This is a genomic window from Streptomyces sp. NBC_00582, assembly GCF_036345155.1.
In the GTDB taxonomy this organism is placed as follows: domain Bacteria; phylum Actinomycetota; class Actinomycetes; order Streptomycetales; family Streptomycetaceae; genus Streptomyces.
The window spans coordinates 1,233,231-1,256,308 of the sequence record NZ_CP107772.1 but is presented as its reverse complement, the minus strand read 5'-3'; the positions used below and the strand labels follow the sequence as shown (position 1 = coordinate 1,256,308).

Annotated in this window: 24 protein-coding genes; 8 read left to right on the top strand and 16 right to left on the bottom strand. The window is 71.8% G+C overall.

Annotation, left to right across the window (positions count from 1 at the left end; all coding sequences use genetic code 11):
• Positions 1 to 16 precede the first annotated feature (16 nt).
• The 7 genes from OG852_RS05085 to OG852_RS05055 form a co-directional block, all read right to left on the bottom strand.
• On the bottom strand, positions 17 to 1,234 hold the full coding sequence (locus tag OG852_RS05085; RefSeq protein ID WP_330347212.1) for a cytochrome P450 family protein: 1,218 nt from the start codon (positions 1,232 to 1,234) through the stop codon (positions 17 to 19).
• Positions 1,231 to 2,487, bottom strand: a complete 1,257-nt coding sequence (locus tag OG852_RS05080) for a cytochrome P450 (protein WP_330347211.1) — start codon at positions 2,485 to 2,487, stop codon at positions 1,231 to 1,233. The genes OG852_RS05085 and OG852_RS05080 overlap by 4 nt, the downstream gene beginning before the upstream one ends.
• Positions 2,484 to 3,131 (bottom strand): GTP-binding protein, encoded by a 648-nt coding sequence (locus tag OG852_RS05075; RefSeq protein ID WP_330347210.1) that lies wholly within the window; start codon positions 3,129 to 3,131, stop codon positions 2,484 to 2,486. Before OG852_RS05075 ends, OG852_RS05080 begins: the two co-directional genes overlap by 4 nt.
• On the bottom strand, positions 3,103 to 3,477 hold the full coding sequence (locus tag OG852_RS05070; protein WP_133916659.1) for a DUF742 domain-containing protein: 375 nt from the start codon (positions 3,475 to 3,477) through the stop codon (positions 3,103 to 3,105). The genes OG852_RS05075 and OG852_RS05070 overlap by 29 nt, the downstream gene beginning before the upstream one ends.
• Complete coding sequence (locus OG852_RS05065) at positions 3,474 to 3,896, bottom strand: roadblock/LC7 domain-containing protein (protein ID WP_133916660.1); 423 nt, start codon at positions 3,894 to 3,896, stop codon at positions 3,474 to 3,476. The genes OG852_RS05070 and OG852_RS05065 overlap by 4 nt, the downstream gene beginning before the upstream one ends.
• Entirely contained in the window at positions 3,893 to 5,281 is a 1,389-nt protein-coding gene (locus OG852_RS05060) for an ATP-binding protein (protein ID WP_330347209.1), read from the bottom strand. Before OG852_RS05060 ends, OG852_RS05065 begins: the two co-directional genes overlap by 4 nt.
• A gap of 195 nt (positions 5,282 to 5,476) precedes the next feature.
• Complete coding sequence (locus tag OG852_RS05055) at positions 5,477 to 5,944, bottom strand: hypothetical protein (RefSeq protein ID WP_133916662.1); 468 nt, start codon at positions 5,942 to 5,944, stop codon at positions 5,477 to 5,479.
• Between the two features lie 265 nt (positions 5,945 to 6,209).
• On the opposite strand from OG852_RS05055, the gene OG852_RS05050 reads away from it, so the two are divergent.
• On the top strand, positions 6,210 to 6,440 hold the full coding sequence (locus OG852_RS05050; RefSeq protein ID WP_133916663.1) for a hypothetical protein: 231 nt from the start codon (positions 6,210 to 6,212) through the stop codon (positions 6,438 to 6,440).
• A gap of 61 nt (positions 6,441 to 6,501) precedes the next feature.
• Here OG852_RS05050 and OG852_RS05045 read toward each other — a convergent pair whose 3' ends face one another.
• Entirely contained in the window at positions 6,502 to 7,458 is a 957-nt protein-coding gene (locus tag OG852_RS05045; RefSeq protein WP_330347208.1) for an IS481 family transposase, read from the bottom strand.
• 304 nt (positions 7,459 to 7,762) lie between these two features.
• Between OG852_RS05045 and OG852_RS05040 the strand changes: the two genes are divergently transcribed.
• On the top strand, positions 7,763 to 8,854 hold the full coding sequence (locus tag OG852_RS05040) for an IS630 family transposase (protein WP_330347207.1): 1,092 nt from the start codon (positions 7,763 to 7,765) through the stop codon (positions 8,852 to 8,854).
• On the opposite strand, the gene OG852_RS05035 is transcribed toward OG852_RS05040, so the two are convergent.
• The 3 genes from OG852_RS05035 to OG852_RS05025 form a co-directional block, all read right to left on the bottom strand.
• Positions 8,851 to 10,110 (bottom strand): DUF3500 domain-containing protein, encoded by a 1,260-nt coding sequence (locus tag OG852_RS05035; protein WP_443064643.1) that lies wholly within the window; start codon positions 10,108 to 10,110, stop codon positions 8,851 to 8,853. The two genes, OG852_RS05040 and OG852_RS05035, sit on opposite strands and share 4 nt — an antisense overlap.
• Positions 10,111 to 10,233: 123 nt before the next feature.
• Entirely contained in the window at positions 10,234 to 10,602 is a 369-nt protein-coding gene (locus OG852_RS05030; RefSeq protein WP_133916718.1) for an ArsR/SmtB family transcription factor, read from the bottom strand.
• Positions 10,603 to 10,790: 188 nt separating this feature from the next.
• On the bottom strand, positions 10,791 to 11,165 hold the full coding sequence (locus tag OG852_RS05025) for a hypothetical protein (protein WP_133916664.1): 375 nt from the start codon (positions 11,163 to 11,165) through the stop codon (positions 10,791 to 10,793).
• 220 nt (positions 11,166 to 11,385) lie between these two features.
• Between OG852_RS05025 and OG852_RS05020 the strand changes: the two genes are divergently transcribed.
• Positions 11,386 to 11,838, top strand: a complete 453-nt coding sequence (locus tag OG852_RS05020; RefSeq protein WP_133916665.1) for a flavodoxin family protein — start codon at positions 11,386 to 11,388, stop codon at positions 11,836 to 11,838.
• Between the two features lie 18 nt (positions 11,839 to 11,856).
• On the opposite strand, the gene OG852_RS05015 is transcribed toward OG852_RS05020, so the two are convergent.
• Positions 11,857 to 12,309, bottom strand: a complete 453-nt coding sequence (locus OG852_RS05015; protein ID WP_133916666.1) for a hypothetical protein — start codon at positions 12,307 to 12,309, stop codon at positions 11,857 to 11,859.
• Positions 12,310 to 12,763: 454 nt separating this feature from the next.
• Here OG852_RS05015 and OG852_RS05010 point away from each other — a divergent pair, with 454 nt between their 5' ends.
• Entirely contained in the window at positions 12,764 to 15,034 is a 2,271-nt protein-coding gene (locus OG852_RS05010; RefSeq protein WP_330347205.1) for a M4 family metallopeptidase, read from the top strand.
• A gap of 114 nt (positions 15,035 to 15,148) precedes the next feature.
• Here the strand turns inward: OG852_RS05010 and OG852_RS05005 are convergent, their stop codons facing one another.
• Positions 15,149 to 15,859 carry a hypothetical protein gene (locus tag OG852_RS05005; RefSeq protein ID WP_330347204.1) on the bottom strand — a complete coding sequence of 237 codons (711 nt, stop codon included), beginning with the start codon at positions 15,857 to 15,859 and terminating at the stop codon, positions 15,149 to 15,151.
• Between the two features lie 178 nt (positions 15,860 to 16,037).
• Here OG852_RS05005 and OG852_RS05000 point away from each other — a divergent pair, with 178 nt between their 5' ends.
• A complete protein-coding gene (locus OG852_RS05000) occupies positions 16,038 to 16,310 on the top strand; it encodes a hypothetical protein (protein WP_133916668.1) in 273 nt (90 codons plus the stop codon).
• 160 nt (positions 16,311 to 16,470) lie between these two features.
• Entirely contained in the window at positions 16,471 to 17,295 is an 825-nt protein-coding gene (locus OG852_RS04995; protein ID WP_166663724.1) for a chitosanase, read from the top strand.
• Positions 17,296 to 17,307: 12 nt separating this feature from the next.
• On the opposite strand, the gene OG852_RS04990 is transcribed toward OG852_RS04995, so the two are convergent.
• Both OG852_RS04990 and OG852_RS04985 read right to left on the bottom strand, forming a co-directional pair.
• On the bottom strand, positions 17,308 to 17,817 hold the full coding sequence (locus tag OG852_RS04990; RefSeq protein ID WP_133916670.1) for a molybdenum cofactor biosysynthesis protein: 510 nt from the start codon (positions 17,815 to 17,817) through the stop codon (positions 17,308 to 17,310).
• Positions 17,818 to 17,863: 46 nt separating this feature from the next.
• Positions 17,864 to 19,195, bottom strand: coding sequence for a lipase family protein (locus tag OG852_RS04985; RefSeq protein ID WP_133916671.1), 1,332 nt, complete (start codon positions 19,193 to 19,195; stop codon positions 17,864 to 17,866).
• Positions 19,196 to 19,435: 240 nt separating this feature from the next.
• Here OG852_RS04985 and OG852_RS04980 point away from each other — a divergent pair, with 240 nt between their 5' ends.
• Positions 19,436 to 20,500 carry a helix-turn-helix domain-containing protein gene (locus OG852_RS04980; protein WP_133916672.1) on the top strand — a complete coding sequence of 355 codons (1,065 nt, stop codon included), beginning with the start codon at positions 19,436 to 19,438 and terminating at the stop codon, positions 20,498 to 20,500.
• Between the two features lie 323 nt (positions 20,501 to 20,823).
• Complete coding sequence (locus OG852_RS04975; protein ID WP_133916720.1) at positions 20,824 to 22,305, top strand: MFS transporter; 1,482 nt, start codon at positions 20,824 to 20,826, stop codon at positions 22,303 to 22,305.
• A 5-nt stretch (positions 22,306 to 22,310) separates the two neighbouring features.
• Here OG852_RS04975 and OG852_RS04970 read toward each other — a convergent pair whose 3' ends face one another.
• Entirely contained in the window at positions 22,311 to 23,006 is a 696-nt protein-coding gene (locus OG852_RS04970; RefSeq protein ID WP_330347203.1) for a 2-phosphosulfolactate phosphatase, read from the bottom strand.
• Between the last annotated feature and the right edge of the window lie 72 nt (positions 23,007 to 23,078).

The window sequence follows — 23,078 nt, the reverse complement described above, 5'->3', positions numbered from 1 at the left end:
CCCCGCGTGCGCACCGTCAGCCGCGCAGCAGGACGGGGATCTCCCGCCAGCCGAACGCGATGAACGACGGCACCTGGGCCGGCTCTCCGCCGGCCGCCCGCAGCTCGGGGAACCGCTCGAACAGGGCGCTCAGCGCGATCGACGCCTCCATCCGGGCCAGCGGCGCCCCGATGCACCGGTGCACCCCGATCCCGAACGACAGATGGTCCTCCGCCGCGCGCGTCGCGTCGAACACGTCCGCGTCGGGGCCGTAGTGCTCCGGGTCCAGATTCGCCGCGGCGTACGTCGTGATGATCGCGTCCCCGGCCGGGATCGTCACCTCGCCGACCTTCAGATCGCTCACCGCGAACCGCAGCGGCAGCGACGCGATCGACGGGTGCGCCCGCAGGGTCTCGTCGATCACCGCGTCCCAGGAGATCTCCCCGGCCCGCACCGCCGCCAGCTGCTCGGGCCGGCCCAGGAGCGCCACCACCGCGTTCCCCACGAGGTTCACGGTCGTCTCGAACCCGGCCCCGATGACCAGCAGCAGCGTGTACAGCAGCTCCTCGTCACTGAGGCGGTCCCCGTCCTCGTCGCGCACCCGGATCAGCTCGGTCGTCATGTCGTCGCCCGGATGCTCCGCCTTGTGCGCGATGAGCCCGCCGAGGACGGTGCCGATCTGTTCCTGCACGAACGCGGCGTGCTCCGGGCCGGGGTCCGAGGTGTCCATGATCGCGGCGATCAGCCGGGCGGTGGCGGGCCGCATCTCCTCCGGCACGCCGAACAGTTCGCAGATGATCCGCAACGGCAGCGGGTGCGCGAACCCCGCCTTCAGGTCCACCACCTCCCCGCCCCGCTCCAGCTCGTCCAGCAACTCGGCGGTGACCGCCTCCACCCGCCCGCGCAGCGCCTCGGTGCGCCGGTGCGTGAAGCTCGGCGCCACCAGCCTGCGCAGCCTCGTGTGGTCGGCGCCGTAGGTGGACAGCATGTTGACCACACCGACCCAGCCGAGGATCCAGCCCCAGGACGGGTGCTCCCCGAGCTCCGGCCACAGCCGCCAGTGCCTGCGCGGGTCCTTGCTGACCTCGGGGTCGAGGATCAGCTGCTTCAGGGTGTCGTAGCCGGTGGGCGCCCAGGCGGGGATGCCGCCCGGCAACTCGACGGGCACGACGGCGCCGAGGGCACGCAGCCGGGCGCTCTCGGCCGGGATGTCGGCGCCAAGCGGGTCGAGGGCGATGCGGTCGGTCACGGTCACGAAAGGGCTCCTGGCTGGTCGGACGGCTGGTCGGACGAGGGCGAGCGGGGGCTGAAACGGACGGGCAGAGCGGTCAGCGAGCGGTGGAACGGCCCGGGGCGCCAGGCCAGCCGCTCCCGGGGCAGGACCGGGTCCAGGTCCGGCAGCCACTGGGTGAGCTGCTCGATGGCCTCGGTGACGAGCAGCAGCGTGTGCTGTTTGACCGGGCAGGCGTGCGGGCCCGCGCCCCACGACAGATGCGAGGCGTCGTTCGGATGCCGTCCGGCGGTGTCCTCCTGCTCGGAGAAGTGTCCGAGCGCCCCGTACGACACCACGACCGGCACCGCGTCCCGCAGCCACACCCCGTGGAAGGAGACCGGCTCGCGCGCGTAGTAGATGCCGTAGTTGGCCAGCGGTGTCTCGTGGTGCAGGACCTCCACCACCGCGTCCAGCACCGGGCGGGCGCCGTTGGTGAGGGTGGAGTAGTAGGCCGGGTTGCCCAGGATCCGGGAGAGCGTGTTGGACAGCAGGTTCGCGGTCGGCTCGTAGCCCGCGCCGAGGGTGAGGAACACCTGCCAGGTGACCTCCTCGCGGGTGAGCCGGGCCGGGTGGTCCAGCAGCCGGCTCGGCAGGTCGTGCCCGGGCGTGCGCGCCTTGGCCGCGATCAGCTCCAGGACGTACTGGGCGTACCGCGCCTCGCCCTCGGCGGCCCGCGCGCCGCCCTCCATCATCGTGCCCAGGCTCTCGTTGAGCCGGTCGCCCTCGTGGTCCGGCAGCCCGAACAGGTCGTTGAGGACCAGCGCCAGCAGCGGCCGCGCGAAGTCCCCGACCAGATCGGCCTCGCCGCGCGGACCGATCCGGCCCGCGAGCAGCCGTACCGCCCGGTGCACCCGGCCGCGCAGGTCGTGCGGTTCCACCAGGTCGAACACATCGATCAGGGTGGTGCGGTAGCGGACATGGGCGGCGCCGTCGGAGAACAGCGCGTTGGGCCGCCACCGCATCATGCCCAGCACCGGCGAGTCGACGGGGACCGTCGTCTCCCAGGCTCTCGGGTCGTGCGAGAAGGTCTCGTCGTCGTGCAGCACGTCCAGCGCGGCCCGCCGGTCGGTGACGACGTACGCCGGCACCCCGGGGGCCAGCTCCGCCCAGCCCACCGGCCCCTGGGCGCGCAGGGCGCCGTAGTAGTGGCGCGGGTCCGAGGCGAAGCCCTCCTCCCACAGGCGCACCGGCGCCGAACGCGAGAAGTCCCGCCGGTCCGGGGGGTAGGCGGTCACCGGGCCTCCACCGGGTCACGGCTGATCAGATGGTCGACCAGCGCCAGCAGCGCGTGGATCGAGGAGTTCGGATCCCGCGCGTCGCAGGTCACCATCGGCGTGTCCGCCTCCAGGTCCAGGGCCCGGCGCAGCCGCTCCATCCCGTGGTGCCGGGGCGCGTCCGGGAACTCGTTGAAGGCCACCGCGTACGGCAGTCCGCTCTCCTCGACCAGCCCCAGCACGTCGAACGACGCGTCGAGCCGGCGGCCGTCCACCAGGACGAGCGCGCCGAGCGCGCCGTAGGCGATGTCGTCCCACAGCGCCCGGAACCGCTCCTGGCCGGGTGTGCCGAACAGGTACAGCACCACTCCGCCGGGCAGACTCACCCGGCCGAAGTCGATGGCGACGGTCGTGGTCGTCTTGTCCCGCACCCCCGCCAGATCGTCCACCTCGGCGGACGCCTCGCTCAGAGGCTCCTCGGTGTGCAGCGGCCGGATCTCGGACACCGAACCGATCAGGGTCGTCTTGCCCACCCCGAACGGCCCCGCGACCAGGATCTTCACCAGGTCGCGGGCGGTGTCGGGGAGATGGACGCGATCGGCCCCGGAGGTCGTGCCGGTCGTGCTCGAGGGTGCGCTAGTCGTGCTTGAGGGCGCGGAGGCCATCGGCCACTCTCTTCAGCAGGTCGGGATCGAACCGCCCGGCGGGCGGGATGGGCGGCCGGGCGAGGACCAGCCGGCGGTCGGCGAGATCGGCCGCCAGCACCCGCACCGCGGACACCGGGAGCCGCAGCAGCGCCGCCGCCTCCACCACGGCCAGCGAGCCGCCCTCCAGCGCTTCCAGCAGGGCGAGTCCGGCGGCGGGCAGTTCCTCGGGCGGGCCGCCCCTCGGCGGCTCCCCGGTCAGGGCGAGCACCGTCAGCCGCTCCATGTGCGGGCGGCTGGGCCGGGCCACGCCCCCGGTCGACAGATACGCGGGGACCAGAGGGCGGCCGGCCGGACGGCCGGTCATGCCGGAGCGTTGTCGTCGGCTCCTCTGGACGCGGCCGCCATGGCCTTCTCACCCAGTCGCGCCACCTGGGAGTGCACCCGGTGCGCCAGCAGGTCCAGGCGCACCTCGCCGTCGCCGTACGCGGCCACACAGGTGCCGTGGTCCGTCGGCACGATGAGGACGTACCCGTGGTCGGACTCGATGACGATCTGTCGCACCTCGGCCCTGTCCCGGTCGGCGAAGGCGGCCGCGGCCGTCCGGCACGCCCCCTGCACGGTGCTGGTGATGGCGGCGACCCGTTCGGCCGACGGCTGCGACAGCGCGTCGGTGTACCCCGTCACGAGGCCGTCCCGGGTCAGCATGACGGCGGCCACCACGTGCGGCACCTGCAGGATCGGCTCCAGCACCCATGCGGTGGCGCCCGTGTCGCGGCTGGTCATCGGGCCGCTCCTCCTTCTGCGTGGTCGGTCTCGTCGGTGTCGTCCCCGGCCGCCTCCCGCGAGGTGGCCGGCTCGTCCTTGCCGGCGCGGGCCGCCGCGGTGCCGGACTGCAGCGCGCCCAGCGCGGCGGCGGACCGTTCCGGACGGCGGGCCGGCCGGGCGGTCGCGGAGTCCTCGGGCACGGCCACCCGGCTACGGCGGCGGCGCTGGGGCAGGCCGTCGGCGTCGCCGGGGCCGTCGTGCCCGGCGGGCTCCGCGACCGGGTTCTCCGTTCCGTACGTGTGGGAGGGGGCCGTGCGTTCAGGTGCGGGCCGGCGCGTGGTGCGCGCGGCGCTCGCCGACGGCGGCCGCTCCTCGGGGTCGATCCTGCTGAGCAGATGACTGTCGACGCGCAGCACCGCGCGCACCCCGCCGTACGGCGAGGCCGAGGAGACGTCGACGCCCAGGTCGAACTGGCGGGTGAGGCGGCCGATCGCGGCCAGTCCCATGCGCGGCGGATCGCCCAGCGCGGTCAGCAGGATCGGTTCGTCGCCGGCCACCAGCCGCTGGGCGCGCTCGCGTTCGTCGCGGGTCATGCCGAGGCCGGCGTCGTCGACGGTGACGCACACACCGTGGGCGACGTGTTCCAGGCCGACCACGACGTCGGTGTCGGGCGAGGAGTGCCGCAGCGCGTTGTCGAGCAGCTCGCCGACGATGATCGCGACGGGTTCGACGGCGTGCGAGACGAGGGCGGTGCCGGGCTCCAGATGGTTGTGGACCCGCACCCGCCGGTAGCCCGCGAGCCGGGCCTGGCCGCCGGTCACCGCGTCCACGACGTGGGACTCCTCGCGGGCGAGGCCCACCCAGGCGCCGCAGACCACGGCGGTGACCTGGGCGCGGCGCAGCGACTGCTCGTTCTCGTGGTCGAGCCGGAACAGGGTCTGGGCCAGCTCCGGATCGTCGTAGCGCTGTTGCAGCCCGCGCAGGGCGTCCTGGAGGCGGTACAGGGCGGCCTGGATCTCCCGGGTGGCGCCGCGCATCCCGGCCTGGGCGGCGGCGTCGACCCGGGTGCGCTGAGCGACCACCTCGGACTGGAGCGCGAGCAGGACGTTCTCCAGGGCGATCCCGAGGGGGGTGCCGACCGTCAACGGCTGGAGCGGGCCCGGGACGTCGAGATGCGGATGGGCGACCCGGCGGGCGGCGGCGGGCACGCGGTGCGCCGCCAGATGCTCGACCTCGGCCGTGAACGCCCGGACCGTGCCGTCGAGTCGGGTGCGCAGGGCGGCGATCTCCGCGTACGCCCGCCCGCGTTGTCGCCTGAGCCGCAGCAGGCCGCCGCCCAGGGCGAGCGCGGACAGTGTGCCGACGGCCAGACCGCCGGCCACCAAGTCCGGTAATTCGATCATCGATTCGGGTTCCAGGAGGGTCGCATCGGGTTCTCGCAGCACAGTACACACCGTCATTGGTCGGTCTCGCACGGTCGGGCGAGACTTCGCTCCGAAAGTGACCGGCATCTGTTCGCTTCTGCGTCGACTGCCGGAAATGCCGTCACCCGCACGTCAGTTGAGACATCCTGCGGGCGCCTCCTGTCGTGTGCCGCGCTACTCCGCGCCGAGCGGGGTGAGCACGGCCAGCGTGCCGTTGGCCTGGCGCAGCGCCAGCTCCAGGGTGCCGGGCGCGTGCAGGGCGCCGCTGCCGTCCGGCGGCACGAGCCACTCCAGGAACCGGGCGGACCGGTACGGCGGCGGCACCGCGACCCAGGAGCCCCGGCCGGCGTGCCGCAGCCCCGCCCCGATCCACCGGCTGCCCGGGTCGGGCGGCAGGAAGAAACCCACCCGGTGGGCCGCGGTGTCCACCAGCGTCGGCCCCGGCACGGGCAGCGCGGGCTGCCACAGCAGATCCAGGGTGAGCAGACCGAGCCGGTCCGGGACGCTCAGCACGTCCCAGTACCGGCCCGCCTGGAGCAGGGCGATCCCGTCGCCCTGGTCCCACTCCCGTTTGCAGACCCTAGGGTCCGTCGCGGCGGCGGAGAGCCACTCCACACCGCGTTCCCACATCGCATCATTCATCGTCCGGCTCCGTGTGCTGTCCCCAGGACCCGGCGGCGCGGACCAAGCGCGGCACCGGGCAAGATCCGTCGGCCGCACTGTGCCGACTCGGCATCTGCATGCTGGTGGATCTTTCTACCTGGCGGAAGGGGTGGCGGACCCTGGCGTTTTGGTGTGATTAGTTCGACTTCCGCCCGTCCGTTCGTCAACCGATGCCCGGTATGGGTGAGGGATGCGGGGTACCCGGCCCGCGAGCATCCAAGACCACGCTGGGAGGAGGCCCCGCATGGCCACCCACACCGAGACCGGCGAAGTGACCGGTACCCGGGACAAGGACTACAACCTGCTCTGGTACGTCGAGGCGTGCCTGGAGAACGCGTTGCGCCTGGAGACCTACATCCAGGACGCCGAGCGCGACAAGGACACGGAAGTCGTGGAACTGTTCCGCAAGGCCCAGGCGGACAGCCGCAAGGGCGCCGAACTCGGCAAGGAACTGCTGCGCTCGCGTCTGGGCTGACCCCGGGCCCACCCGGGACCGGCGCGTCGCGCGCCGGTCCCGGGCTCGTCCACGACGGGCCCTAGGTGTATTGACCCGCAGCGTTGTTCACACGGCTGATCGGTGGCTGACCGCCGAGTGCGGTGTGGCAGCGGTGGTGGTTGTAGGTGTGCAGAAAGTCTGCCAGGGCCGCGGTGCGCTCGCCGTTGTTCGTGTAGGGCTTGAGGTAGGCCCACTCGTCGAGCAGGGTGCGGTTGAAGCGTTCGACCTTGCCGTTGGTCTGCGGCCGGTAGGCGCGGGTCAGCTTGCCGGCCGCGCCGAGGTCGGCAAGCGCCTGCTGCCAGGCGAAGCTCTTGCGGTAGGGCCAGGCGTTGTCGGTCAGGACCCGCTCGATGCGGTCGATGCCCGTGGTCTGGAAGAAGGCCGCGGCCCGGCGGAGGAAGTCTGCGCAGGTGGCGGCCTTCTCGTCCGCGTGGATCTCGCTGTAGGCGAGGCGGCTGTGGTCGTCGACGGCGGAGTGGATGTAGTCGAAGCCCATCCCGCTGCGAGTGGCCCGGCCCGCTTGACGGCCCAGGACCTTGTGGCCGCCGCCGTCGGGGATGCGGCCGAGTTTCTTGACGTCGACGTGGATGAGTTCGCCGGGCCGGTCGCGTTCGTAGCGGCGGATGAGCTGTCCGGTGGGCCGGTCCAGGTGCGCAAGCCGGTTGAGGCCGTGGCGGGTGAGGATGCGGTGCACGGTCGAGGGGGGCAGGCCCAGGACCGGGCCGAGGCGGGCGGGGCCCAGTTTGCGGTCCTGGCGCAGCCGGCACACGCGGGCCTCTACCGCTGCCGCCGTGCGGTGGGGTGTCGTCAGCGGACGGCTGGGGCGGTCGTGCAGCCCCAGCTCGCCCTCCGCCCGCCAGCGGCGGATCCACTTGTGGGCCGTGGCCCGCGAGATGCCCATTTCCGCCGCGACATGCGCGACCGGGCGGCCACCGCAGACACGTTCGACGAGCAGCCGCCTGCCGTGAACGGTCAACCGGGCATTACGGTGGGACACGAAGACCTCCGTGCGGTGCAGTCCTAGACAGCTCCACCACACCGGAGGTCTTCGCCATGATCAAGCACCGGCGAGTGTCAACAACGCTTGTGATCAATACACCTAGGGCCCTTCTGACGGATCTCCGCGGCGTCGCGACGCCCGGCACGCGCGCTCGCCGCACGGCGCGAAGGGCCAGGTGGCTCCGCCACATGACCCTCCACGCCGCACGCCGATCGCGCGCACCGAACGCCGCTCCTTCACCCACGGAGATCCGTCAGAAGGGCCCTAGTGACCTGAGTCAGAGATTCGTCGTTAGTCGGGCATGAGTCGTCCGGGTCCGAAGATTCCGCCGTTGTCAGTAACTGATGCCCAGCGGGCGGTGCTGGACGGTTGGTTACGTCGCCGTACGACGGCTCAGGCGTTGGCTCAGCGGTCGCGGATCGTGCTGGAGTGCGCCGAAGGCCACTCGATCATGGAGGTGTCCCGCCGGCTGCGGATCGCTCCGGACACGGTCCGCACCTGGCGGCGCCGCTTCATCGAGCGGGGGCTGGACGGCTTGTGCGACGACCCGCGGCCCGGCGTCCCCCGTAAGATCACCGATGCCGACGTCGAGCGGGTCATCGTCAAGACGCTCGAGGAGACGCCGAAGAACGCGACCCACTGGTCGACGAGGTCGATGGCCGCGGCCACGGGAATGTCGCAGTCGACGGTGTCACGGATATGGCGGGCGTTCGCTCTGGCCCCGCACCGGTCGCAGACGTTCAAGCTGTCCACCGACCCGCTGTTCATCGACAAGGTTCGCGACGTCGTCGGTCTGTATCTCGATCCGCCGGAGAAGGCCCTGGTCCTTTGTGTGGACGAGAAGTCGCAGATCCAGGCCCTGGACCGATCCCAGCCGGTCCTGCCGATGGTGCCAGGAGTTCCCGAACGACGCAGCCACGACTACGTCCGGGCCGGCACCACGACCCTCTTCGCCGCTCTCGAGGTCGCCACCGGCAAGGTCATCGGCTCCCTCCACCGCCGCCACCGGGCAGCGGAGTTCAAGAAGTTCCTCGCGAAGCTCGACAAGGAAGTCCCGGCTGATCTGCAGGTTCATCTGATCCTGGACAACTACGCGACCCACAAGACGCCCGACATCAAGCGGTGGCTGCTATCCCATCCGCGGTTCCACCTGCACTTCACGCCGACCAGCGCATCCTGGCTGAACCTGGTCGAGCGGTGGTTCGCCGAGCTGACCCAGAAGAAGCTCAAGCGCGGCGTCCACCGCTCCGTCCAAGCCCTCGAACGCGACATCCGCAGCTGGCTCGCCGACTGGAACGAACACCCGAGGCCGTTCATCTGGACCAAGTCCGCCGACGAGATCCTCGACAAAGTAGCCGCCTACTGCCGCCGAATCTCTGACTCAGGTCACTAGTGGTCGTTCTCCAGGTGCAGCTTGAGCAGGTCCACGCCGTAGTCGCCGCCGTTGGGGGTGCGGACGATGGTGTGGATGTGCTGCTGGGTGGGCGTCCCGCCGGGTCCGCCCATGCCGCCGCCGCTGTCCTTGTTCCCGTAGGCGAGCGGGGACTGGGCGTCGTACTCGACGAGGACCACCGGGCTGTGCACCCGGTAGTAGAAGGCGGAGGAGTCCTTCGTCTCGCCGATCCAGTGGAAGTACGTCTCGTCGAGGTGGTCCTCCACCTCCCTCATCTTCACCTCGGCGTGCCCGTCGTCCATGTTCCCGACGTACACCCGCACCAGGTCGAGCAGATGCTCCTTCTGCGCGTCGGTGAAGCCCTCGGCGACCAGGCCCTGGTAGGTGAGCTTCAGATTGTCCTGCCCGGCACCGGCCTTGAGGTTGTCGCCGGCCTTCGACTCCGAGGAGATCACCTTCTCGCGCTGCGCGTCGGTGAGCGACCGCAGCAGGGTGAGACCGGCCTTGGTCTCCTTCCTGAACAGGGTGATCTTCTCGCCCTGGTAGGTGGCGGAGGTCGGCTCGGAGCCCATGAAGGTGGGCGTCATGACGACCTGGTCGCCGAGCACGAAGTAGTTGATCGCCACGTGATGGCCCTCGTACTGGAAGCCCCACGGCTCCCTGGTCGACGGCGTGCCCAGGAAGGTGAAGAAGTAGGCGCCCTCGGTGAGCGTGTCCCGGCCGCCGCCGTTGTAGTCGCCGAGGAACGCGTTGAGTTTCATGATGTTGCGGGTCTGGGCGAGTCCGTCGGCGGACAGCGCCGCGCCGAGCAGCGCGTACCCGAGGTCCCGCTGCTTGACCGTGAGATCGCCCATACGGGCCCCCTCACGCTGATAGCCGTCGACGTTGCTCCAGGCCAGCCACTCGTCGTCGTCCACCTCGAAGACGGACGCCTTGCGCTCCTTGGCCGTCAGCCCGTCCAGGAAGGCCTGCGCGGCCTTCACCAGCCTGTCGGTGGAGACGTCGGTCGAGTGGATCGTGTACAGGTCGTCGACGACCTTGCCGTCCGTGGTGACCCCGACGAAGTCCGCGTACGCGACCTCGCTCGCCCCCGGGCCCATGCCCCCGCCGCCGCCGGGCCCTCCGGAGGGCATGCCGGAGGGCATCCGGCCGCCCGGGCCGTACGAGGCGGAGGCCGCCGTGCCGGAGGAGTTCGAGGAGCATCCCGTCATCGTCGCCACGGCGGCGACTCCGCCGGCGAGCAGCGCCCTGTTCATGAACCAGCGGCGGCTGCGCTCGGCTTCGGGGGTGCGGGGTCGGTGTCCGTGGTCGTGTCCGTGCATGCGGCCGAGGCTCCAGGACGTACCTGAAGCGAACCTGAAGACGGCCGCCCGCCCGCGTCAGGTCCGCCGCGTGGCGCCCTGGGGCACCGACAGCGGTGGATCGGCCTGTCGCAGCTCCGCCAGCAGCTCGTTCTGGCCCGCGAGGAGTTCGGTGAGGATGCGGCGGGCCGCCCGCAGCAATTCGGCCACATCGCCGCCGGCGAGCGCGTAGCTCACCGTCGACCCCTCCCTGATCGACACCACGATCCCGGAGCGGCGCAGCACGGCCAGCTGCTGGGACAGGCTGGACGGTTCGATCTCGATCTCGGTGAGCAGGTCCCGTACGGGGACGGGGCCACCCTGCAGCAGTTCGAGGACCCGGATGCGCACCGGGTGCCCGAGCATGCGGAAGAACTCGGCCTTGGCCTGATAGAGGGGGACCTGCATGGTCAATCGCTCGCTCCTGCCGCACTCGCTGGATGGTGCCCGCCGACGCGGCGGCCCGCCGTCGGGATCGCTCGTCCCGATCCTCCTGGCCGAGGGCTCCGCACACCCGTGTGATGCGCTGATCTGGATGTGTCGAGATGAAGAAATCTTCAATTCGAAGGCATGCGGAGCCCAGGACGTCGGAGTGTCTAGACCTCGAGTTCGTTCTCGATCCGCTTGAGCTGGTGCCGGGCCATGGCCAGGTTGGAGCGCTCCCGGTCCAGGACGAGATAGATGAACAGGCCGCTGCCCGTACGGCCCTTGACGAGCCGGATGAGGTGGTACTGGCTGCCCAGGGTGATCAGGATGTCCTCGATCTCGCCCTTCAGGCCGAGATGCTCCATGGTGCGGACCTTGGCCCGGATCACATCGGTGTTGCCCGCGGCCGCGACGGCCAGGTCGAGATCCTTGCCCCCGCCCATCGTGCCGAGGGCCATCCCGCTCGTGTAGTCCACGACGGCGGCCCCCATCGCGCCCTCCACCGCGGTCATCATCTCCTTGAGAGAGATCTCCACATTCGCCATGGCGCTCCTCCTGCCGGTTGCACGGGCCCGGACTCCTCCGGCCCCGCTGGTGCCTCCGAACGTACGGAGCGCGTCCGCCGCGAGGGCCGGGTGCTCCGGGACTGGCCCAAGAGCGTTCGAAACACGAAGATCCGCGCGACTTTTTGACCGCGGGTGTGTGTGAGTTGACCAGGTGCCCCTCGCTTGCGGTGGGTCGGCTCAGCGGGCAGGGTTCGGTGCCGTGGCCACCTTGCTGATCGTTCATCACACGCCGTCCCCGAACTGCCAGGCGCTCTTCGAGGCGGTGGTCTCGGGGGCGAGCGCCCCGGAGATCGAGGGTGTGCGGGTCGTACGGCGGGCCGCCCTCGCCGCCACCGTCTCGGACGTCCTCGCGGCCGACGCGTACCTCCTGGGCACCCCCGCCAACCTCGGCTACATGTCGGGCGCCCTGAAACACTTCTTCGACCAGGTCTACTACCCCTGCCTCGACACCACCCGGGGCCGCCCCTACGGCTCCTACGTCCACGGCGGCAACGACGTCACCGGCGCCGTCCGCGCGATCGAGACCGTCACCACGGGCCTCGGCTGGCGCCGCGCCGCCGATCCGGTCACCGTCACCGGGGAACCGGGCAGGGCGGACGTCCAGGCCTGCTGGGACCTCGGCGCGACGATGGCCGCGGCCCTCATGGAGTGAGTCGGGGGACCGGGTGGCTCAGTCCCACAGCGGGTAGGTCACCACGCGCGGGAAGTGGTCCGGCCGGGCCCCGGTGTAGGTGAGCGTCATCCGGCTGTAGTGCTGCACCCGCGGGTGCTTCTTCCACGGCTTGGGGTGGTCCAGCCTCACCTTCACGGCGTACGGATGGAAATGCCCCGCCGCGCAGTACGGATCGCAGTCGTTGACGACGTTGACCCCGCTCGCGTGCGCCGACCGCGTACCCCAGTGGTCCCAGTGCAGCGAGGTGAGACGGCTGTTCCCGTCGCCGCACGCCAGGATGAAGTGCGACGGCCGGACCTTCGCGTGCCAGAAGCAGTCCACCAGGACCGGGGCCGCGACCTTCCGCGCGCCGGCCGACGGCGCGCCGGGTGTGGCCGAGGCGGTGCCGATCGCCGCGGTGAGTCCGAGTGCCGCACAGAGCATCACCGCTGTCCTCGTGATGTGTCGCATGTCCGCTCCCGCCCGCCCGTCCCGGGACCGGGAGCGTCCCGAGAAGTTCGGTACCGACGCTACGACGATGTGCGGACGACGACCACTCGAACGGAGCAGCGTCGACCCGTACGGCGTACTCCCCGGTGGCGGCGCGGCCGAAAATCTGCGTCCGCCAAGCCGAATCACCAGTCCGGCATGGTCATTTCCGGCCGAAGTTTTGGCATTCCCATGACAAAGCTGTGCACGCGGTGCCACTCTGCTGCGGGCATTCACCGTTCCTTCACATGGCCCTCATGAGGCGGATGCCCTACCACCCCCACCCTCTCCACCCCCCACCCCATCACCCCCACCCCATCACCCCCCACCTCCTTCCACCCGCCTGTCGTGCAGCGCACCGGACCGGCCCATCCCGTCGGTCCGCCCCCACCTCGGCCCCCACCAGAGGCCGACCGTCGCACCGAAGGAGAACCCGTTGCCCCGGCGACACCGTGCCACCCCCCGGCGCAGACGCGCCTCACTCATCGCCCTCACCACCGCGGGCACCCTGCTGACCCTCGGGGTCCAGACCGGCACCGCCTCCGCGGCGCCCGACGACCGAGGGCCCGCGAAGATCACCGCCACGCCCCGTGCCGGCGCCGAACCGATCGCCCTGTCCCCGGCCCGCCGCGCCTCGCTGATCAAGAGCGCCCGGACCGCCGCCGGTACGACCGCGCAGCGGCTCGGCCTCGGCGGGCAGGAGAGACTCGTCGTCAAGGACGTCATCCAGGACGCCGACGGCACCACCCACACCCGCTACGAGCGCACCTACGCCGGACTGCCCGTCCTCGGCGGTGACCTGGTCGTCCACGTCAAGAGCGGCCGCACCACCGTCAGCAGGGCGAGCGAGGCCACCCTCGCGGTGTCCTCCCTCACCCCGAAGCTCTCCGCGGCCTCCGCCGACGGCAAGGCACTCGCCGCCGCCGAGAAGGCCGAGGTCAAGAGCCCCGAGACGGAGAACGCCCCCCGCCTCGTGGTGTGGGCCGGCACCGGCAAGCCGGTCCTCGCCTGGGAGACCCTGGTCGAGGGCGTCCAGCAGGACGGCACCCCGAGCGAGCTCCAGGTCGTCACCGACGCGGGCACGGGCAAGCAGATCCTCGCCGCCGAGAAGGTGCACACCGGCACCGGCACCGGCCAGTACGCCGGCAGCGTCCCGCTCGGCACCACCCCGTCCGGGTCCACGTACCAGCTCGTCGACGGCGAGCGCGCCGGACACAAGACGTACGACCTGAACCAGGGCACCTCGGGCACCGGGACCCTCTTCACGGACGACAACGATGTCTGGGGCGACGGCACCCCGTCCAACCGGCAGACCGCCGGTGTCGACGTGGCCTTCGGCGCCGCGGCAACCTGGGACTACTACAAAGAGGTTTACGGCCGCAACGGCATCCGCAACGACGGTGTCGCCGCCTACAGCCGGGCCCACTACGGCAACTCCTACGTCAACGCGTTCTGGCAGGACAGCTGCTTCTGCATGACGTACGGCGACGGCTCGGGCAACACCCACCCGCTGACCGCCCTGGACGTGGCCGCCCACGAGATGAGCCACGGCGTCACCGCCGCGACCGCCAACCTCACCTACTCCGGTGAGTCCGGTGGTCTGAACGAGGCGACCTCGGACATCTTCGCCGCGGCCGTCGAGTTCCACGAGAACCTCCCGGCCGACCCGGGTGACTACCTCGTCGGCGAGAAGATCGACATCAACGGCAACGGCACCCCGCTGCGCTACATGGACAAGCCCTCCAAGGACGGCTCCTCCCGCGACAGCTGGAGCTCCACCCTGGGCAGCGTCGACGTCCACTACTCCTCGGGCCCCGCGAACCACTTCTTCTACCTGCTCTCCGAGGGCAGCGGAGCCAAGACCGTCAACGGCGTCGCCTACGACAGCCCGACCTACGACGGCCAGGCCGTGACCGGCATCGGCATCACCAACGCCGCCGCCATCTGGTACCGGGCGCTGACGACGTACATGACCTCGTCGACGAACTACGCCGGTGCCCGCACCGCCACCCTGTCGGCCGCCGCCGACCTCTTCGGCGCCTACAGCCCGACCTACCTCGCCGTCGCCGACGCCTGGGCGGCGATCAACGTGGGCAGCCGGATCGCCCTCGGCGTCAACGTCGCCCCGATCGCCGACCAGACCAGCGGCGTCGGCCAGGCGGTCAACCTCCAGGTGGACGCGTACACCACCAACTCCGGTGCCGGACTCACCTACGAGGCGACCGGACTGCCGGACGGGCTGAGCATCAGCGCGAGCGGTCTGATCTCGGGCACGCCGACCACCCTCGGCACCAGTGACGTCACCCTCAAGGTGACCGACAGCACGGGGGCGTCCGTGACGGACACCTTCAGCTGGCGGATCGCGCACATCTACGCCAACGCCACCCGCGTCGACATCCCCGACAACGGCGCCGCCGTGGAGTCGCCGGTGACCATCACCGGCCGCGACGGCAACGCCTCCGCCACGACCTCGGTGTACGTCAACATCGTGCACACCTACCGCGGTGACCTGACGGTCGACCTGGTCGGCCCCAACGGCACCGTCTACTCCCTGCTCAACCGCAGCGGCGGCTCGGCCGACAACGTCGACCAGACCTTCACCGTCAACGCCTCCGCCCAGCCGCTCAACGGCACCTGGAAGCTCCGGGTCCAGGACCGCGCGTCGATCGACGTGGGCTACATCCAGAACTGGCAGCTGACGCCCTGACCGGGCGCAGGCCCTGACCGGTATCGGCCCCTGATCCATCCGATCGCCGGTCCGGGGAGTTCCGTACGACCGCCGCCCGGACCCTCGAGGACCGGGCGGCGGCCCGTTCCACGGTCACCGCCGGGTGCGCCGAGGCAGCGGGGCGGCATCGGCCGCGAGCTGGGCCAGGGGCGTGCCGCCCGCCCACAGCAGCAGCCGGGGGCCGTCGATCAGATACGTGCGGCCCTGGCGCTCGGCCCACACCTCGTCCCGATGGGTGAACGTGCCCCGGTGCACGACGAGCCGCAGCGCCGGCCCGGACCGCCCGCGCCCCGGCAGCCGCGCCCGGCAGGAACAGGCCTCCTCGTCGGGCAGCGGCTCGGCCACCGGGCGGAACGCCACGTCGAGCACCCGGCCCCGGCCGTCCCGGGCGGCGAGATGCAGGGCGTCGTGGCGCGGCGGCGGCAGCACCCGCCAGCCGTCCCGCCGCAGCATCCGGGCCACCGCCACCACCAGCGCCGGCATGTCCAGGTCCGCGAGCTCCTCGGCGGTGTAGCGGCCCTGGCGCCGTCGGGCGTACGGCCGTGAGCGCCGGTGGACGGCCGCCCCCACGACGGCCAGTGCCAACAGGACCGGCACACAGGCCCGGGCGCCGAAGGCCCGCGAGACCAGCACCAGCCCCACGACCGGCGCGCACAGGGCCACGACCAGCAGGGCCAGCGCGGGCAGCACCTCGCGTAATCGAGGGCCGTCACGGCCCGCCGCACGCAGTTCCCGCACCGCGCGGCGACGCCGGGTCCGCCCCGACTCGCCCCCCGGTGTCCGCTCCCGCCCGCCTGCCGTCACGGTCGCCCCCCAGCCCGTACCCCACGATGTGCGAGTGAGAGCGGGCTACCCGCCGGCGTGGCACCGATGCGGGAAACGCTTCCGTGCGCCTCTTTCCGCCACGCTCTTTGGCCGAAGACCGCCCCCCGGGCCGCCCGGCTCGGGGGCGTTGTCAGTGGGGCGTGCGAAGCTCCTGGTCATGGACGAGGCTGAGTTCCTGCGGGGCCGGGTGTACGGCGCCGATCACGACGACGCGGGTCCCCGCTCGGACCGTGCGTACGCCGAGCTGGTGGGCGGCCCGCTCGACGGCCTGCTGCTCGACGTCACGGACGGCACCGATCACGGGTCGGGCGAGGTCGCGCTCACCACGGAGATAGGCCGCTACGGCCCCGGCGGCCGAGCGCTGTACGTGCGGCGTCCCGGCGACGGCAGCCGGTTCGACTGGCGGGGGGACGCTCCCGGCGCTCCCTGACGGCGCCCACCGGGCGGTGCGGGTGGCCGAAAGTGTGCTCGTTCGATCGTACGAACATGCGTGCGGTGGGGTTACTTCCGTCTCGGCGGCTTGATAGGAAACTTTCCTGTCAGTTGCAGTGCAGTTCACTCCCACCCCCCACTCCCCACCTGGAGCCACCGTGGTGCCCATACCCGCCTCCCGTCGTACCTTCCTCGCCCTCACCGGGGCCCTCGCCGGGGCCGCCGCGGCCACCCCGTTGTTCGCCCCGTCCCGGGCGGCGGCCGTCACCGCCGCGGCCGGTCTCGACGACCCGGCGAAGAAGGAGATCGCGATGAAGCTGGTGTCGAGCGCGGAGAACTCCTCGCTCGACTGGAAGGCCCAGTACAAGTACATCGAGGACATCGGCGACGGCCGCGGCTACACCGCCGGGATCATCGGTTTCTGCTCCGGCACCGGTGACATGCTCGACCTCGTCGAGCTCTACACCGACCGCAAGCCGGGCAATGTCCTCGCCAAGTACCTCCCGGCGCTCCGCTCGGTCGACGGCAGCGACTCGCACGCGGGGCTCGACCCCGATTACCCCAAGGACTGGCGCAAGGCGGCCCAGGACACGGCGTTCCAGCGGGCGCAGAACGACGAACGCGACCGCGTCTACTTCAACCCGGCGGTCAAGCAGGGCAAGGCGGACGGTCTGCGCGCCCTGGGCCAGTTCGCGTACTACGACGCCCTCGTGATGCACGGCGACGGCGACGATCCGACCAGCTTCCGCAACATCCGCAAGCGCGCCCTGCGCAGCGCCAAGCCGCCGGCCCAGGGCGGCAACGAGACGACGTACCTGAACGCCTTCCTCGACGCGCGCGTGTGGGCCATGAAGCAGGAGGAGGCGCACAGCGACACCAGCCGGGTCGACACCGCCCAACGGGTCTTCCTGCGCAAGGGCAACCTCGACCTGAACCCGCCGCTGGACTGGAAGGTCTACGGGGACAGCTACCACCTCGACTGACCGGTACCGCCGCTACCCGGCCCCGGGCGGCGCGTCGACCACGGCGAACGTGGCCCGCCCGACGGTCAGCACGCCGTCGGACAACGGCGTGCACCGCACACCGCCCTTGTCGCGCAGGGCGCGCCACGCCCCCGGCCCGACCGTGACGTCCATCCAGGCGCACGGCCGGGCCGGCCGGTTCACGGCGAACGTCACGGGACCGGCCCCGCAGTCCAGCGCGACGGTCGAGCCGACGCAGGAGTCGATGTCGACGCCCCGGAGCAGGATGTTGCGCCGGGTCTGCAGCAGCCCCACGGCACCGTCGGGGCGCACGGGCAGATGCTCCGCCGCCATGATCGTCACCGAGGCGTCCCGATGCGCGGGACGGCCGAAGTAGCGGTCCCCGACCAGCCCGAGACCCCGCCGGACCTCCACCCGCGACACCCGCTCGTCCTCGGGTCCGTCCGCCGGTCCCTGCGAGGGGCGTCCCGCGAACCGGTGCGCGGCGGACACCAGCAGCTCCACCACCTCGACCTCGACCATGACCTCAGCCTAGGCCCGCCCGGGCCGAGGTCATGACGTCAGGGGGTCACGGCCTGAACGGCAGGGTCGAGCAGTTCGACGACGCGGGGTCGCCGTCGAGGCGGTCCGTCAGCCAGGAGATGGCGTCGCCCTGGTCGGTGAGCAGAGGGGTGAAGTGGTTGAGCACCGCCCGTCCCAGGCTGGGCAGCACCACCGGCTTGTAGGTGACGTCCACGCCCTTCGCGCACCAGGCCACGGCGAGCGCGCGCGCCTGAGAGTGCGGGACGAGGTCGTCGGCCGTGCCGGTCGCCAGGCGCACCGGGGACGTCGGCCTCAGCTTCCCGATGCGCTGGTCGGCCAGGAACGCCTGGAGCGCCGGCTCGGACGCGACGATGTCGCTGAGGGAGCTCCCGTCGGTGGTCCAGGCGGAGCTGCGGGCCGAGTTGTAGGCGAACAGGGCGTCGCCCACGCACATCGTCGACAGATCCTTCAGGGCGGCCTTGCCGGCCGCGTTCAGATGCGCCTCCGCGATCGGCTTCAGCTCCGGGTCGGACTGCACGAACCCGTTGATGGACCAGCCGAGCGCACCGGCCAGGTCGCTGCCGTCGATGGCCCGGGTCACCGCGGCCAGGTCCGCGGGCGTGGCCCCGGTGTACGTTCCGGCGAGGGTGATGTCCGGGGCGTAGGAGGGCTGGAGTTCGGCGGCGGCCGCGGTGGCCCCGCCGCCCTGGCTGTAGCCGTACAGCGCGACCCGGGAGGCGGTCGTGAGCGACGTACCGGCCAGGGAGCGCGCCGCGCGGACGGCGTCGAGGACGGCGTGCGCCTCGTCGACCCGGTTGACATAGGTGTGCAGCCGGTCCGTGGCGCCGAGGCCGGGGTAGTCGGTGACCACGACGGCGATGCCGCGCGCGAGCAGCCGGTAGATCGCCAGGTTCTCGTAACCGACCGACAGGGTCCGCAGGTTGACGGTGAGCGGGTGCTCCAGTCCGAGGGAGGCGGCGCACTGGTCGCCCTGTCCCATCGTGCCGGGCGCCACCACGATGAGCGGACGCGCCCCGTTGCCCCGCCAGGCGGCCGTCGGCTCGATGTAGGCGCCGGTGACCGCGACGGGCCCTCCGGCGGAGTCCGTGGACTTGTACATCAGCCGGGTCGCCGTGCCGGGGAGCGGGCCGTCGAGGCCCGGCAGGCTCAGCGCGAGGGGGAGGGGCTCGGTGCGGACCAGGGCGCCGTCGGCCGCCGGGAGCGTGGCGGGCGGGTTGTAGAAGGTGGGGATGGTGACACCGCGCGAGACGACGGCACCGGTGTCGGTGTCGCCGGCGGCGGTGGCCGGGACGGCCGTCGTGCCGAGGCAGGCGGCCACGGTCACGGCCGCGGCCAGCAGTCGGGTGGGGGCGGGCATGGCGGACCTCCGGGGAGAGGGGAGGCCCGAGCCTTGGGGTGCGGCTCGGGGTGGGGGACGGCAGGGAGCCCCGGTCGTCCCACCGCAGCCCCGCACCGCTCTTAGACGAACTGTCAGGACCGTACCGACCGGTGGGTTACCGCGGGTACTGGTCGGTAGGTTACGGTTCGGTAATATGACTGCTCGTGCGCGGAGCACCACGCTCAACAGGCCCTGATACCTGTGTGATTGACTGCTCGAATGTTGCGAGAGTCGGTCTTCCGGACGATGGACCTGCCGCCACGCGACCGCTTCGACGCCTGGGTCCAGCGCATGGGCAGCACCCACGCCCCCATGCGGCTCACCGCCGACCGCACGGAGGACTACCGCGGCCACCAACGCGTGATCGAGCTGGGCGAGGTGGTCGTGTGGCCGGCGACCATGGACCCCATCACGTTCCACCGCACGGCCAAACTCGTCCGCCAGTCCGACCCGGAGACCTATCACCTCTCCCTCCTGCTGAAGGGGGAGGGCGCGGCGGTCTGGGACCGACGCCAGGCCGTCTACCGGATCAACGACTTCCACACCAACTCCTCGTCGCGGGCCTGGGACGTGGCCACCGGCGCCGACCCCGTCACGATCGTGGGCGTGGAGATCCCGCGCACCCTCGTGGCCGTGCCGGGCCGCCGCGTCGACCAGATCCTGGGGGGCCTCATCTCGGGCCGCGAGGGCAGCGGCGCGCTGCTGGCCCAGTTCCTGCGGCAACTGATCTCGGACACCGCGCCCTACCGGCCCGCCGACGCCCCCCGGCTCGGCACGGTCGTCGCCGACCTGGTCACCGTCGCCTTCGCGCACGCCGTGGACGCCGATCCGAGCGTGCCGCCGGAGACCCGCGGCCGCACCCTCGTCCTGCACATCAAGGACCACGTCCGCCGCCACCTCGGCGACCCGGACCTCACCCCCGCCCGGATCGCCGAGGCCCACCACATCTCCCGCAGTTACCTCTACCGGCTCTTCCAGGACGAGGGAGTCGGCGTCGCCGCCTACATCCGCGACCAGCGGCTCGCGGGCGCCCGCCGCGACCTCGCCGACCCGGCCCTGCGGGCCCTGCCGATCCACGCCGTCGCCGCCCGCTGGGGCTTCCCCCGCGCCGCCGAGTTCACCCGCGCCTTCCGCACCGCCTACGGCCTCCCGCCCAGCGAACTGCGCGAGAGGTACCTGTGCGCGGAGACCTCACCGAGCGAGGTGCCCGCTGTGGACGCGGTGCCAACGAACCGTGGACCGTGCGCCAACGACACACCCCCCGCATCTGCCGCATCCTGGTGATCAACCGCGGCACGGATACCGCGGGGGCCGGTGCCGGGCCAGGACTGCGGGGGAGTCCTGGCCCTGCACCGCCGTACCCGCCCGCGACCACCGCCCGCCGCGCCCGGCGGCGACGACGGGGGCGACCCGGTGGTGATCGAGTGGTGACGGCCCGGGCGGGGGCGTACGGTCGAACGGTGGATCCGGCCATGGACACCACCGTCCACGGTCACCTCCCTCGGGCCCGCTCCGCGCGGGCCACACACGACGTCATGAGCAGCGCTCCGCAGCCAAGCCCCGCGACCGAGACCACCGCCCCGCACAACGGCGGTGGCGGACACGCGATGGCGCTGCTGGTCATCGCCTCGTGCCAGTTGATGGTGGTCCTCGACATCACCATCGTGAACATCGCGCTCCCGGACATCCAGCGCTCCCTGGACTTCTCCACGACCAGCCTGTCGTGGGTCGTGAACGCCTACACGCTCACCTTCGGCGGGCTGCTGCTGCTCGGCGGCCGGGCCGGGGACATCCTCGGCCGACGGCGGGTGTTCGTCTTCGGCGTGCTGCTGTTCGTCCTCGCCTCCCTGCTCGGCGGCCTCGCCCAGAACGAGGGCCAACTCCTGTCCGCGCGCGCCCTGCAGGGCGTCGGCGGAGCCATCGCCTCCCCGACCTCGCTCGCCCTGATCAGCACCACCTTCCGTGAGGGCCCCGAACGCAACCGCGCCTTCGGTGTGTTCGCCGCGGTCTCGGCGGGCGGCGGAGCCATCGGCCTCCTCGCCGGCGGCATCCTCGTCGAGTACCTCAACTGGCGGTGGGTGCTCTTCGTCAACGTCCCCATCGGCCTGCTCATCGCGCTCGCCACCCCCCGCTACATCAAGGAGTCCGAGCGCCACCCCGGCCGCTTCGACTTCGCCGGCGCCCTCACCTCCACCGTCGGCATGGTGCTGCTCGTCTACGGCTTCATCCGGGCCGGACAGGACGGCTGGCGCGACCCCCTCACGCTCGCCTCCTTCGGCGCGGCCGTCGTCGTCCTCGCGGTGTTCGTGCTGATCGAGCGGCGCTCCCGGCAGCCGATCACCCCGCTGCACATGTTCGCCGACCGCAACCGGGCGGGCACCTACGGCATCATGCTCTGCCTCGCGGCCGCGATCTTCGGCATGTTCTTCTTCCTGACGCTCTTCGTGCAGAACGTGCTGGACTTCAGCCCGCTCGCCGCCGGCTTCGCGTTCCTGCCGGTCAGCGCGGTCATCGCGGTCGGCGCCGGCCTCGCCTCGCGGTTCCTGCCCACGTACGGCCCCAAGCCCTTCATGGTCGTCGGCGCGATCCTGGCCGCGGCGGGCCTCGGCTGGCTGACGCTCACGGACGTCGACTCCACCTACGCCGGCAGCATCCTCGGCCCCATGCTGGTCTTCAGCCTGGGCATGGGCATGGAGTTCGTGTCGCTGACCCTGATGGCCCTCTCCGACGTGCCCACCCCCGAGACCGGGGCGGCCTCCGGCCTGCTCAACGCCACCCAGCAGGTGGGCGGTTCGCTCGGCCTGTCCATCCTGGTCACCATGTACGGCACGGCCAGCCGCAACGAGGCGAACGACCAGGTCCCCGCCTTCCTCGCCCAGGCCACCCCCGCCGAACGGCTGCGCTTCCAGCGCACCGGCCAACTCCCGGCCCCCTGGTCCGACCAGGTCCTCACCGCCGGCGTCTCGGCCGCCTTCGTCATGGCCGCCATCTTCACCGTCGTCGCCGCCCTGATCGCCATCGTGGTCATCCAGGTCCGCCCGTCCGACCTGGAGCGCCTGAAGGGCGGGGTGGGACCACCCGGGGTCTGAACGGCTCAGCCCCTCGGACGCAGGACGACGTGCCCTTGCTCGGTCGTGGCCGCCATCGCGAAGTCGTGTCCGTCGGCTTCGAGGCACAGGGCCGTGTCGTCGGGGTGGATCCCGCGGTAGCCGCGCCGGACCCCCTCGGCGAGTTCCGCGGCGTGGGCGGAGGCGCCCGCGCGGCGCAGGTACGGCTCCGGGTCCACCGGGGCTTCGCAGGTCAGGGCCGCGATGTACCGGGCGCAGGCGAGATCCTCCTCGGCCCGCCCGCCCTCGCCGGTGATCACGTACGTCACCTGCCGGGGCCGTACGGCGCACAGCGCGCGGGCGGTGGCCGCGGCCACGGTGAAGCCGGCGCACAACAGGAGCGGGGCGTTCCGGGCGGCGAGGGCGCCGGCCGTCCCGTAGGTCGTCTTCTGCACGAGGGTGCGCCCGGCGAGGTCCATGGAGCGCACCAGGGCGGGGGAGTTCACGGTGTCGAAGCCCGGCGCGGGCGGTCCGTCCTTGAGCGTGATCCAGTCGGCGCGACGGGACTTGAGGGCGAGGGCCTCCTCGAGCGATCCGGCGAGGACGATCCGTTCGGCACCCCGTGCGAAGGCCCAGGCGGCCGTGGTGAAGGCCCGTAGGACGTCGATCACGACGACCGCCGCGGGGGCGTCGGGCCGGTCGGTGTCCTCCAGTGCGGATATCCCGATGCAACGTTGCTCCATTCCAATCATCATGACCGACCGGGCCCGTCAACTGGGCCTGAACGCATACCTCTTGACCTCGTGTCAGGGCGC